This window comes from Ferrovibrio sp. GW821-FHT12B10, assembly GCF_058807515.1.
In genome coordinates this window covers 538247-551074 of sequence record NZ_JBXAQT010000001.1, presented here as the reverse complement: position 1 = coordinate 551074, position 12828 = coordinate 538247, and the positions used below count along the sequence as shown (strand labels likewise).

Here is a 12828-nt window from a genome sequence, read left to right as displayed (position 1 = left end):
TTAAGACGTCGCGATTTGGTTCGATTAACCGTTGCGCTGTTCCAGCAGGCGACGGGCGATCACCTGTGCCTGAATCTCGGCCGCACCCTCGAAGATGTTGAGGATGCGCGCATCGCAGAGCACCCGGCTGATCGGATACTCTTCGGCATAGCCATTGCCGCCATGCACCTGCAGGGCATTGTCGGCATTCGCCCAGGCGATGCGCGCCGCCAGCAGCTTGGCCATGCCGGCTTCCAGATCGCAGCGGCGGCCCTGGTCCTTTTCGCGGGCGGCGAAATAGCAGAGCTGCCGCGCCAGCATGGTTTCCACGGCCATCCATGCGATCTTGCCGTGCACGCGCGGGAAGCTGTAGATCGGCTTGCCGAACTGCACGCGCTCGTTGGCGTATTTCAGGCCCAGCTCCATGGCGCATTGCGCCACGCCCAGCGCTCGCGCGCCGGTCTGGATGCGGGCTGACTCGAACGTCTCCATCAGCTGCTTGAAGCCCTGGCCCTCGCGCTGGCCCAGCAGGTTCTCGGCCTTCACCTCGAAACCATCGAAGCCAATTTCGTATTCCTTCATGCCGCGATAGCCCAACACCTCGATCTCGCCGCCGGTCATGCCTTGGGCGGGGAAAGGATTGGCATCATCGCCGCGCGGCTTCTCGGCCAGGAACATCGAGAGGCCCTTGTAGCTCTTTTCGTTCGGATCGGTGCGCGCCAGCAACGTCATCAGGTCGGTGCGGGCGGCATGGGTGATCCAGGTCTTATTGCCAGTCACCTTGTAGACATCGCCGTCTTTCACGGCACGGGTGCGCAGGGACCCGAGGTCGGACCCGGTATTGGGTTCGGTGAAGACGGCGGTGGGCAGCGTCTCTCCCGAGGCCAGCTTCGGGAGCCATTTCTTCTTCTGCTCTTCCGTGCCGCCACGCAGGATCAGCTCGGCGGCGATCTCGGCGCGGGTGCCAAGGCTGCCGACGCCGATATAGCAGCGGCTGAGTTCTTCCGAGACGACGCACATGGCGGTCTTGCCCAGGCCATGACCGCCATATTCCTCCGGGATGGTCAGGCCGAAGACGCCGAGCTCAGCCATCTCGTCGACGACCGTCATTGGAATGAATTCGTCCTTGCGGTGCCACTCATGAGCAAAGGGGATCACCTTGTCCTCGCCGAAGCGGCGGAACTGCTCGCGCACCATGGCCATCGTCTCGTCCAGGCCCAGCTCGCCGAAATCGCCGGTATCCAGCCCGTCCTTGATCAGCTCGGCGATGCGGCTGCGTACGGTGGTGGTATTGCCGGCGGCGATGAGTGCGATGACATCCTTGGTCGCGAAAGCCTGCTGGGCCTCTGCAGTAACGCCCAGATCAGCCAGACGGCAGATTTCCACCTGGCTCATGCTGATGCCACCGCGCATCTGCGCGAGGTATTCACCGAAACCGGCCTGCAGGATCAGCTGTTCCAATTCGCGCAGCTTGCCGTCGGCCTGCAGGCGTTCGGCCCAATGCAGGGTTTCCTTCAGCGTGGCGGCATAAGTGGCCAGCCAGGCCAGGCCATGGGTGGCGAACTGTTCGTCTTCCAGTCGTGCGGCATCGATATTGCCATCGGCGCCGCGCACCAGCTGCGCCACTGCGGCCGTGGCATGCGCAACCAGCTGTTCAGCCGCCTTGAGTGACGCCGCGCAGGTCGGCAGCAGATCGGCGATCAGCAGTGTTTCATTGGCCGGGGCAGCTTTCGGGGCAGCAGACATGGTGCGCTCGCAATATGAAATCGGATTTTGGACGGCTGGCGGGATCGCTCCCGCCAGCCGGTGTCAGCATCGAGAGGGATTATGCATTCCCTGCTTCGATGGCATCCTCAATGGTGCGCAGGCCCGGAATCTTGGCGCTGACCAAAACCGCCATGTTGCCGGGCTTGTGCTGGTTCTTCCACATCTTGGTGTGGGCACGCGGGATATCGGCCCAGCTGAAGACTTCCGACATGCAGGGATCGAGGCGACGTTCGATCACCAGCTGGTTGGCCTGGCTCGCCTGCAGCAGGTTGGCGAAGTGGCTGCCCTGGATGCGTTTCTGCCGCATCCATACGAAGCGTGCGTCGAAGGTGAGGTTGAAGCCGGTCGTGCCGGCGCAGAACACCACCATGCCGCCGCGTTTGACCACGAAGCAACTGACCGGGAAGGTCTGCTCACCGGGATGCTCGAAGACAAAATCGACGTCGTTGCCCTTGCCGGTGATCTCCCAGATGCCCTTGCCGAACTCGCGGCACTTTTTCATGTAGGCACCGTATTTCTCGGTATCCATCACGGGCGGCAACTGGCCCCAGCAATCGTAGTCGTTGCGGTTGACCACGCCCTTGGCGCCCAGGCTCATGACGAAATCGCGCTTTGATTCGTCCGAGATCACGCCAATGGCATTGGCGCCGGAAATGGCGATCAACTGGATCGCCATCGAGCCGAGGCCGCCGGCGGCGCCCCAGACCAGCACATTATGACCGGGCCGCAGAATATGCGGGCGATGGCCGAACAGCATGCGATAGGCGGTGGCCAGTGTCAGCGTGTAGCAGGCGCTTTCCTCCCAGGTGAGGTGCTTTGGGCGCGGCATCAGCTGACGCGACTGCACGCGGGCGAACTGCGCGAAGCTGCCGTCCGGCGTTTCGTAGCCCCAGATGCGCTGGGTCGGTGAATTCATCGGATCGCCGCCGTTGCACTCCTCGTCGTCGCCGTCGTCCTGGTTGCAGTGGACGATGACCTCGTCGCCGACCTTCCAGCGCTTCACGCGGCGGCCGACGGCATAGACGATGCCCGAGGCATCCGAGCCGGCGATGTGGAAAGGCGCCTTGTGCACGTCGAAGGGCGAGATTGGCACGCCGAGGCCGGCCCAGACGCCGTTGTAGTTCACGCCCGCCGCCATCACGAGGATCAGCACCTCGTCGGCGTCGATCTCGGGTGTCGGCAGCACTTCCAGCTGCATCGACTGTTCCGGCGGGCCATGGCGTTCGCGCCGGATGGCCCAGCCATACATCTGTTTCGGCACATGGCCGACCGGCGGAATCTCGCCGACCTCATAGAGGTCCTTGAGGACACCCTTGGCCCCACTAGGAGGCTGGGCGGCCTGGGCTTGGGCCGGGGCACCGTTGCTGGTCGCCAGCGCGACCACTGATCCACCCGCATTGGACATGGCGAAACTCCCTCGTTGTTTCCCTGTTACGCTCTAAGCGTGATTTCTGGTCTTGTTGGGCCGCGCAGGCCGGGATTAGCCTTGCCGCGACGCCGCGAGACGGTGCTGCAAGACGATTTGCTATCTTTTTGCAGTGGCGAAAAAATGGCAAGATCGTTTTGCAATGCAGCAGACGTTATGATATTTCCTTGTTCCGACGCAACGAGAAACTAAATAACCTTACGTCAACTTGACACGGAATAAAATTATGTCCGCGACTCGTCCGAATATAGATAGCCTTCGCACTCGCGAAAAGGGACCTGACAATAACCGGGAAAAGCCCTGGTTGTTCCGCACCTATTCGGGCCACAGCTCGGCCAAGGCCTCGAACCAGCTTTACCGGACGAATCTGGGCCGTGGGCAGACTGGCCTTTCCGTGGCTTTCGACCTGCCGACCCAGACCGGCTACGACAGCGACCATGTGCTGGCACGCGGCGAGGTGGGCAAGGTGGGGGTGCCGGTCAGCCATCTGGGCGACATGCGGATGCTGTTCGACCAGATTCCGCTCGGCCAGATGAACACCTCGATGACCATCAACGCCCCGGCCGCCTGGCTGCTGGCGCTCTATATCGCAGTGGCCGAGGAGCAGGGCGCCAGCCGGGCCGACCTGAACGGCACGGTGCAGAACGACATCATCAAAGAATATCTCTCGCGCGGCACCTATATCTTCCCGCCGGCGGCCTCGATGCGGCTGATCACCGATGTGATCGCCTTCACCTATCGGGAGCTGCCGAAGTGGAATCCCACCAACGTTTGCAGCTATCACCTGCAGGAGGCTGGCGCGACGCCGGTGCAGGAACTGGCCTATGCATTGGCAACCGCGATTGCTGTGCTGGATGCGGTAAAGGCTTCGGGCCAGGTGCCGGATGAAGACTTTGCCCAGGCCTTTGGCCGGATCAGCTTCTTCGTCAATGCTGGCATCCGCTTTGTCACTGAAATTTGCAAGATGCGCGCCTTTGTCGATCTCTGGGAGGAGATTGGCCGTGAACGCTATGGCGTTACTGATCCCAAGGCCCTGCTGTTCCGTTATGGCGTGCAGGTCAATTCGCTGGGCTTGACCGAGCCGCAGCCGGAAAACAACGTTTATCGCATCCTGCTCGAGATGCTGGCGGTGGTGTTGTCGAAGAAGGCGCGTGCCCGCGCCGTACAGCTGCCGGCCTGGAACGAGGCGTTGGGTCTGCCGCGGCCGTGGGACCAGCAATGGTCGCTGCGCCTGCAGCAGATCGTGGCCTATGAAACCGACCTGCTGGAATACGGCGACCTGTTCGACGGCAATCCGGCGATCGATGCCAAGGTCAACGAACTGAAGGACGCCGCGCGGGCCGAACTCAAGCGCATCGCTGAGATGGGCGGCGCTGTTCAGGCGGTGGAAAGCGGCTATCTCAAGCAGATGCTGGTGGAAAGCAACACCGGCCGCGTGCGTGGCATCGAGACCGGCGAGATCACGGTGGTCGGCGTCAACAAGTTCACCGAAAGCGCGCCGTCGCCGCTGGTGGCAAGCGAGGGCGGCGCCATCATGGCGTCTGATCCGGAAGCCGAATCCGACCAGATCGCGCGGCTGAAGGAATGGCGCGCCAGCCGCGACCAGAAGGCGGTCGATGCTGCGCTGGCCGCGCTGGAAGCCGCAGCCCGCGACAACCGCAATATCATGGAGCCGAGCATCCAGGCCGCGAAAGCCGGTGTCACCACCGGCGAATGGGCGGCGACGCTGCGCAAGGTCTTTGGCGAATATCGCGCCCCGACCGGCGTGTCGGCCTCCAGCAACATCATGAAGGATGACGGCATGGACGAACTCCGCGCGGAAGTGGCGGCGGTCGCCAAGCGGCTGGGCCGCCCGGTGAAGCTGCTGGTCGGCAAGCCCGGCCTCGATGGGCATTCGAATGGCGCCGAGCAGATCGCGGTGAAGGCGCGCGACTGCGGCATGGAAGTGGTCTACGAAGGCATCCGCCTGACGCCGGAGCAGATCGTGGCGGCAGCCCTGGAAGAGGGGGTGCATCTGGTCGGCCTCTCCATCCTGTCGGGCAGCCATGTCGAACTCGCCACCGAGGTGATGCAGCGCATGCGCGCCGAGGGCATCGGCGACGTGCCGGTCGTGGTCGGCGGCATCATCCCGCCCGAGGACGCGGCGCGGCTGACGGCGGCCGGGATCGCCGGCGTGTTCACGCCGAAAGACTACGATCTCACCGCCATCATGCGGGCGATCGTGGCGCTGGTTGACCGCACCTGGTCGAAGGCTGCATAAGCAGTCGTATGTTCTGGATCCTGACTGTCCTCTGGGCTGCCGGCTTGGTGCTGAGCGGCATCGCGCCCTATGACCGCATCACCTGGGTGATGGAGGTGTTGCCCGCCATCATCGCCTGGCCGATCCTGTTTTTCAGCCGCGAAAAATTCCGTTTCACCGACCTGGCCATGGCGCTGATCACGCTGCATGGCCTGATCCTGATGCTGGGCGGCGCATACACTTATGCACGGGTGCCGCTGGGCTTCTGGCTGCAGGATGTCTTCGCCTTCGAGCGCAACCCATACGACCGCATCGGCCATTTCGCGCAAGGGTTTGTCCCCGCGATCGTGGCGCGCGAACTGCTGATCCGCATTTTCCGCATCGCGCAGCCGAAACTGACCATGTTCCTGGCCATCAGCATCTGTTTGGCGATCAGCGCGCTGTATGAGCTGATCGAATGGCTGGCGGCGCTCAGCCTGGGGCAGGGGGCGGATGAATTCCTCGGCACCCAGGGCGATCAATGGGATACGCAGTCCGACATGGCCATGGCGCTGGTCGGCGCGGCGGCGGCCATGCTGCTCGCCAAGTGGCATGACCGGCAGATCGCTGCGCGACTCCGCGCCTAAGTCTGCCAATCCGAGCCAGCGGACAGCCAATTTGAGCCAAGGCTAGCCAATTCCAGCCAATGCAAGCCAACTTTGGCCAATGCGGGCCGGCGGTACTGCGACGAACCGCCCGACCTTCTGCTGAGATGGTGACCTGACCTCCACCCGTCAAGCTGGCATCCTTTTGCCGGCCCTGCTATCGAAGCCCTGCTGTTTTCACCTGTCGGAGTCCACCGTGCGTCTGTCCCGCCTGATCCGCCCCCGCACCGTTGCCGGGCGCATCATCACCAGCCTGGTCGCTGGCTTCGGCCTGCCGCTGCTGCTGTATGGCGTCCTGCTGCTGCGCACCCATGGCTATGAGCCGATGGGCCTGTGCCGCCCGGTGCCGGCAGCGCAGGGCCATATCCCCATCGACATGAGCCGCGGCAGCGGGATTCCCACCACCTGCGGCATCGACTGGACCTTTGCCGCCACGGATGTGCTGCTGCCCGCACTCGGGATCAGCCTGCTGGCCTGGCTGCTGATGGCCCTGCTGGCCCGCAGCGAAGGTTGAACCGTCCGGCGCTTGCGCTGGGTCAAATTTCCGCCATGACCTGTAGGCTATGCTGGCGGCATGGCCGATCCCAACCCGCCTGACATAGAAACTCTGTTTTCGCCCGCGCCGGAGCGGGTGATCGAGACGCATATTTCGCGTGTCTTCCTCACTGGCGATCGCGCTTTCAAACTGAAGAAGGCGGTCGTGCTGCCTTATGTCGACTTCTCCACCCTGGAGCGACGGCGCATTGCCTGCGAACGCGAAGTGGCACTGAACCGCCGGACTGCGCCGCAGCTCTATCTGGGTTGCCGGCCGGTTTGCCGCGACCCCAGCGGCAGGCTATGCCTGGATGGCGCGGGACCGCCGGTCGAATGGCTGGTCGAGATGAAGCGTTTCGATGCGGATGCGACGTTCGACCGTTTGATCCGGCGCGGCGCGATCACCCCGGGCATGATCGAGACTGTCGCCGATCATGTGGCGCGTTTTCATCTGGGTGCCGAAGCTGTGCCGCGTGACGGCACTGCAGCGCTGGCGCAGGCCATCGCCCTGAACGAGACGGCATTCGCCGGCTGTGATCCGGCTGCGCTGCCCATCCCGGCGCTGGCGGCATTCCGTGCCACGATGGCCGAGCAGTACAAGGCAAGGCGGGATGAACTGGCCGGCCGGCGCGCGGCCGGGCGCATGCGGCGCGGACATGGTGATTTGCACCTGCGCAACATAGCATTGGTCGACGGAGAGCCCCTGCTGTTCGACTGCCTCGAATTCGACGACGATCTGTCCGGGATCGATACGGCCTATGACATGGCTTTCCTGCTGATGGATCTGCTGGCCGCTGGGCGTCGCGATCTGGCCAATGTGGCGCTGAACCGCTATCTCGATATCACGGAAGATGATGATGCCTTGGCGCTGCTGCCCATCTATGTCGCCGTGCGGGCCGCCGTGCGCTGCCATATCGCAGCCTTGAGCCCCGACAGCCATGCCGAAGCGCGCCACTACCTTGATATCGGCCGGGCCGCCCTCACGCCGGCATCGCCGCGCCTGATCGCCATTGGTGGATTGTCGGGGACCGGCAAGACGACGCTGGCGCGTCGGTTGGCGCCCGATATGGGGGAGCCCTGTGGCGCTGTCATCCTGCGCAGTGACACCATCCGCAAACGGTTGCATGGCGTGGCAGAGCAACAGCGCCTGCCGGCTGAGAGCTATACGGCTGAAAGCAGCCGGCAGATCTATGCCGTCATGCAGCGGCGCGCAGAACACCTGCTGGCGGCCGGCGCCACCGTGATCCTGGATGCGGTTTTCGGGCGATCGGCGGAACGCGATGCCGTGGCCGCGCTTGCGAAAACAGCCGGCTGCCGGTTCGACGGACTCTGGCTGACAGCGCCCGCCGCCACCATGGAGATGCGGGTCACGGCGCGGCAGAACGACGCTTCCGACGCCACGGCTGATGTGGTGCGCTGGCAGCAGGCCAATCTCGATCACCCCCTCGACTGGACAGCCATCACGACCCAGGCGGGTCCGGAAGCCTGCGCGCGGGTGGCGGCCGATATGCTTCGGGCCGGATGACGGGCACTGCGGCGCCGTTGCATCGTTGTAGAGGGGCGGGCAGGCCCCGTGGAGAAGCGAGGATGATGTGGCTGCCCGGCAAGTCGCGAAAAAACACCCGACCGCACCGCACGGCAACAACGGCCGCGAGCCGGACCATGTGGCGCTGCCCTGGCATGGCGCCGCCGATCTGCCGGCCGTGCATGTCGACAGCTACAATCTGGAAATCCGCGATGCCGAGGGCTTTATCGGCGACCGCGCGAGCGGGCGCGCTTTCCGCGATCTGATCGACCGGTTGCGCAAGGAAAACCGCGACCTGACCGAGCATGAGTTGCGCGACACCCGGGCGCGCGACATGTCAAAAAGCGAATTCGACGCGATCCTGACCGGCGACGATCTGGGCGCCGCCGCCATCGTGCAAGGCGCCATTGAGGAGTTCGCGCAGAATCTTTCGGCCGTCGTGCAGCGGTTCGTGAAGCAGAAATCCTGGCAGGCAGTGGAGCGCATCGTGGTCGGCGGTGGCCTGCGCCGGTCGCGCGTGGGCGAGATCGCCATCCTGCGGGCCGCCATCCTGCTGCGCGAGGCCGGGACGGAAGTCGACCTGGTGCCGTTGAGCCATCATCCCGACGAGGCCGGCCTGCTGGGTGGACTGCAACTGCTGGCGCCGGAAACCCTGGTCCAGCATGACGGCTTCATCGCTGTGGATATCGGCGGCACCAACCTGCGCTGCGGCATCGTCACGGTGAAGAAGACCGACCGCTTCGGCGACAGCGCCAGCGTTGAACAGCTGCTGCGCTGGCGCCATCGCGATCACCGGCTCGGACGCGAGGAAGCGCTGGATCATCTTGGCGGCATGCTGCGTGAACTGGCGCAAAAGGCCGAGAAAAAGAAATGGAGGCTGGCGCCGGTGATCGCTGTCGGTTGTCCCGGCCTGATTGCCAAGGACGGCTGGATCAAGCGCGGCGCGCAGAACCTGCCAGGCAACTGGGAAGCCGAGGATTTCAATCTGACCGAAGCCTTGCGCGAACGCCTGCCACGCATCGATGGCCGTAGCATCGCCGTAGCATTGCATAACGATGCCGTGGTGCAGGGTTTGAGCGAGGTCTGGCGCATGCGCGACGTGCAGCATTGGGCGGTGCTGACCATCGGCACGGGGTTGGGCAATGCCAGCTACACCACGGTGAAGCCGGACAAAGGATGAGCCGGCGACGCTGCGCCTCACCTTATCGGATTAGGCTTATAACGACGGTGTGAGTTGTGTTCTTATTTTGCGGACAGAATGTGTGATTTCTGTCTATCCTGTTGCCAACCGAGTCACCAAGACCGGAACAGCAAGGGAGAAAGCGTCATGGCAAAGGGCCGAAAAGAACGCGGATTTTTTGAACTCTACCGGGATGATCCCGAACGCGCCGATGCGCTGGTCTTCGGGCGCCGCAGCGGCGCCAGCCGGCGCGGCTTCCTGAAAGGCAGCGGTCTGGCCGCCATGGGCGGTATGATCGGCGGTGCTATTCCCTTCGCCCAGACCATGCCAGCCGGCCTGATCCCGGCGGCGATGGCGCAAGGAACATCCGCCAGTGCGCCGGCCGCGCCGAAAATCCTCAAGATGGATGGCAAGGCCGATCTGGTGATCCTGGGCGACAAGCCGCTGGTGGCGGAAACGCCCGAGCATCTGCTGGACGACGACATCACGCCGAACGACAAGATTTTCATCCGCAACAACGGCGAGCCGCCGGCTGCGGTGGCGGGCGATGTGAACAACTGGGCGCTGACCATCGACGGCGAGGTCAACACCCCGCTGAAGCTGACGCTTGGTGAGATGAAGAAGAAATTCAAGCCGGTGACCTATGCGCTGCAGATGGAATGCGGCGGCAATGGCCGTTCGGCCTTCGAACCCAAGGCCAGCGGCAATCAGTGGGGCAACGGCGCGATCAGCAATGCGCGCTGGACCGGTTTCCGCCTCAAGGACGTGCTGCAGGCTGCCGGCCTGAAGCCCGGTGCCGTCTATACCGGCCATTTCGGTAGCGATTTGCATCTCTCGGGCGACGCCACCAAGCCGTCGATCAGCCGGGGCATGCCGATCGCCAAGGCGATGGACGAGCACACCATCATCGCCTATGCGGTGAATGGTGGCGCCATCCCGCATATCAACGGCGCGCCGCTGCGCCTGATCGTGCCCGGCTGGCCGGGGTCGCTGTCGCAGAAGTGGCTCAACCGCATCTGGATCCGCGACAAGGAGCATGACGGCCAGGGCATGACCGGCACCAGTTATCGCGTGCCGATCAAGCCGATGATTCCGGGCGACAAGCCTGACCCCGCCAACATGCGTATCCTGGAATCGATGCCGGTGCGCTCGATCATCACCAATGTCGCCAACGGCACCAGGCTGGCGCCAGGCACGCGGGCGGTGGTGCTGCGCGGCCATGCCTGGGCCGGTGAACACAGCGTGTCGGATGTGCAGGTCTCGGCCGATTACGGCCAGACCTGGCGCAAGGCGAAGCTAGGCAAGGCGGCGAACAAATACGCCTGGCAGACCTGGACCGCCGATATCACCCTGCCGTCCGAGGGCTATTACGAGCTCTGGGTGCGCGCTACCGACAGCACCGGCCGCGGCCAGAGCCATGCGGCGGCCAACTGGAACCCGCAAGGCTATGGCGGCAACGTGATGCATCGCGTCGCCGTGCTGGTGCCGGCCTGAGCGGACGGGTTTCGTGATGACTGTATGGAAGGCCGCCATGCTGGCGGCGATGCTGGGCCTGTCTGTTGTTGCTGCGCCGATGGTGCTGGCGCAGCAACAACAGGCCGAACGCGAACCCGAAGAGCCGACCGTGTTTCCCGATGGCGAGAATCGCGACGAAGTCTTCTATCTATGCACGGCCTGCCACGGTTCCGATCTGGTGCGGGCGCAGGGCCATAGCCGGTCGCGTTGGGCGGATGTGCTGAAGATCATGGTGGACCGGCACAACATGGCCGAGCTGGAAGGCGAGGAGCTGGACAAGGTGCTCGACTATCTTGCCGCCGCCTTTCCGCCGAAAGGGCGGCAGTACAGTAACCCTTTCCTGAAGCAGTAGATGGCTCTGAGGCAGCATTGGGCGAGGGTGGTCACTCGCCCTCGATCACCCCGAAATTCTTCGACTTGGTGCCGCGATTGGCGAGATCGAAGCCTTCAGCGGCAAGGCCACGGCGCAGCAGCTCGCGGATCGCGGCTGCCCGGCTGGGCATATGCGTCTTGAAGCGCCAGTTATCCAGCGCGGAAAGTTCGTCGGGGGTCAGCATGATTTGCAGGCGTTCGCCGCGGGCTTGTGGGTCGTTCATGGCCTTTCACCGTTGAAGAATCAAAAAACTCAAAGAGATAAAGACACGCTCATTCAGCAAATTATGAGTAAGAAACGCTGAACCCTCATAAGGAGTTCATTGCGCATATTAAGCCTTTAATAACATTAGGTTATTCCTGGATCGGGCGTATCCTTGGGAAAAGGATATAGCCATGAACAGATTCCCTCCCTTCACCCAGTTCACCCCGATCTTCACGCCCGCGAGCGCGCCGAAGACCGATCCGCCGTCTCCGGCCGCCGCGGCAGCGGCGCTGTCGGAGCTGCTGCGCAAGGAAGCCGATCACCGCATCGGCAACAGCCTGCAGCTGCTCAGCGGCCTGCTGAACATGCAGCAGCAGTATGTGATGGATGATCAGGCCCGCGACGCGCTGGCCCGCACCAGCAAGCGCCTGCGTCTGATCGCGCAGTTGCACCAGCGGTTATCGATCGGCGACGGCACCGGCGTGGTGTCGCTGGAAGACTATCTGATGGGGCTGCGCGACGAAATCTATGCCGCCGTGGTCGATCACCATCGGCATGACCTGCTGTTCAACATCGATCCCGTCCGCGTGCCGGTCAGGATCGCCAGCGCGGCCGGCATGATCATCAACGAGTTCATCTTCAACTCGATCAAGCATGCTTTCCCCGCGCAGGATGCCGGCACCATCGAGGTCGCCTGCGGCCAGGGCGAGGACGGCTCGCTGTATCTCCGGATCAGCGATGATGGCGTCGGCCTGCCGGCGCATGTGAAGCCGGATGCACCCACCGGCCTTGGCATGACGCTGATGCAGGGGCTGGTGGCCCAGCTGCAAGGCCATTTCAGTGTGCGGCGACAGCCACGCGGCGCCTGCTACGAAATCATGTTCCCGCTCGAGGCGGTCTGATTGCGCAAGACGAAAACGCCCGACCAGGATTGGCCGGGCGGATCGCTCAGGGCCCGCTCATGTCGGCGTCAGCGTGGCGTGGTCCCAGGTCAGATAGATGCTGATACCGCTGCCGCTGCCCGGCACATTGAAGGCGAGTCCCAATCCCGGATCGAGATAGACCGGCCAGGTCAGTTGCGTGATGCCGGTAAAGCTGCCGGCCACCAGGATGAACCGCGTGGTGGTCGGACCGCCCGGCGGCGGCGGGGGCGGCGGCACGAAGGGGCCGATGCCGAAATCAGCAAACAGCGTCGCCGGCGTACTCGGCGGTGGACCGCCCGAGCCGGCCGTGATGATGGCCGTACGCAGGATGACACCGCGCGTGTTCTGGCCGGACTGGATGATGACGACGCCGGTGCTCGATGACGGCGTGGCGTTGAAGGCATTCTGGCCCAGCAGCTGGACCGGTGCTTCCATGAACATGACTCACCTCCCTTGTGATGATGTGCCTGCGAGCCTGATTGGCTCGCGCGGACGTTATCAACCAAAAGGACATGAGTC

General features: G+C 63.7%; 12 protein-coding genes. 8 read left to right on the top strand and 4 right to left on the bottom strand.

From position 1 onward, the window contains the following. Positions 1-24: 24 nt before the first annotated feature. Together AC1RRT_RS02870 and ccrA are read right to left on the bottom strand one after the other, a co-directional pair. Positions 25-1725, bottom strand: coding sequence for an acyl-CoA dehydrogenase family protein (locus tag AC1RRT_RS02870; protein ID WP_493012176.1), 1701 nt, complete (start codon positions 1723-1725; stop codon positions 25-27). 79 nt (positions 1726-1804) lie between these two features. Next, a complete protein-coding gene (ccrA, locus tag AC1RRT_RS02865) occupies positions 1805-3151 on the bottom strand; it encodes a crotonyl-CoA carboxylase/reductase (RefSeq protein WP_493012175.1) in 1347 nt (448 codons plus the stop codon). Positions 3152-3398: 247 nt separating this feature from the next. Between ccrA and AC1RRT_RS02860 the strand changes: the two genes are divergently transcribed. The 7 genes from AC1RRT_RS02860 (at position 3399) to AC1RRT_RS02830 (ending at position 11161) form a co-directional block, all read left to right on the top strand. After that, positions 3399-5432 carry a methylmalonyl-CoA mutase family protein gene (locus AC1RRT_RS02860; protein WP_493012172.1) on the top strand — a complete coding sequence of 678 codons (2034 nt, stop codon included), beginning with the start codon at positions 3399-3401 and terminating at the stop codon, positions 5430-5432. Between the two features lie 8 nt (positions 5433-5440). Then, complete coding sequence (locus AC1RRT_RS02855) at positions 5441-6037, top strand: DUF2238 domain-containing protein (RefSeq protein ID WP_493012171.1); 597 nt, start codon at positions 5441-5443, stop codon at positions 6035-6037. Between the two features lie 214 nt (positions 6038-6251). Further along, positions 6252-6569 (top strand): hypothetical protein, encoded by a 318-nt coding sequence (locus tag AC1RRT_RS02850; RefSeq protein WP_493012169.1) that lies wholly within the window; start codon positions 6252-6254, stop codon positions 6567-6569. 60 nt (positions 6570-6629) lie between these two features. Beyond that, positions 6630-8114, top strand: coding sequence for a bifunctional aminoglycoside phosphotransferase/ATP-binding protein (locus tag AC1RRT_RS02845; protein WP_493012168.1), 1485 nt, complete (start codon positions 6630-6632; stop codon positions 8112-8114). A gap of 67 nt (positions 8115-8181) precedes the next feature. Beyond that, complete coding sequence (locus AC1RRT_RS02840; RefSeq protein WP_493012167.1) at positions 8182-9294, top strand: ROK family protein; 1113 nt, start codon at positions 8182-8184, stop codon at positions 9292-9294. Positions 9295-9441: 147 nt separating this feature from the next. After that, positions 9442-10788: a sulfite oxidase gene (locus tag AC1RRT_RS02835; protein WP_493012166.1), complete on the top strand. Its 1347-nt coding sequence runs from the start codon at positions 9442-9444 to the stop codon at positions 10786-10788. A 16-nt stretch (positions 10789-10804) separates the two neighbouring features. Continuing rightward, positions 10805-11161, top strand: a complete 357-nt coding sequence (locus AC1RRT_RS02830) for a hypothetical protein (RefSeq protein WP_493012164.1) — start codon at positions 10805-10807, stop codon at positions 11159-11161. 31 nt (positions 11162-11192) lie between these two features. Here the strand turns inward: AC1RRT_RS02830 and AC1RRT_RS02825 are convergent, their stop codons facing one another. Further along, complete coding sequence (locus AC1RRT_RS02825; protein ID WP_493012162.1) at positions 11193-11405, bottom strand: hypothetical protein; 213 nt, start codon at positions 11403-11405, stop codon at positions 11193-11195. A gap of 172 nt (positions 11406-11577) precedes the next feature. Here AC1RRT_RS02825 and AC1RRT_RS02820 point away from each other — a divergent pair, with 172 nt between their 5' ends. After that, positions 11578-12288 carry a sensor histidine kinase gene (locus AC1RRT_RS02820; RefSeq protein ID WP_493012160.1) on the top strand — a complete coding sequence of 237 codons (711 nt, stop codon included), beginning with the start codon at positions 11578-11580 and terminating at the stop codon, positions 12286-12288. 57 nt (positions 12289-12345) lie between these two features. Here the strand turns inward: AC1RRT_RS02820 and AC1RRT_RS02815 are convergent, their stop codons facing one another. Continuing rightward, the gene (locus tag AC1RRT_RS02815; protein WP_493012158.1) at positions 12346-12750 is read right to left on the bottom strand and encodes a hypothetical protein; all 405 of its coding nucleotides are present in this window, start codon (positions 12748-12750) and stop codon (positions 12346-12348) included. Between the last annotated feature and the right edge of the window lie 78 nt (positions 12751-12828).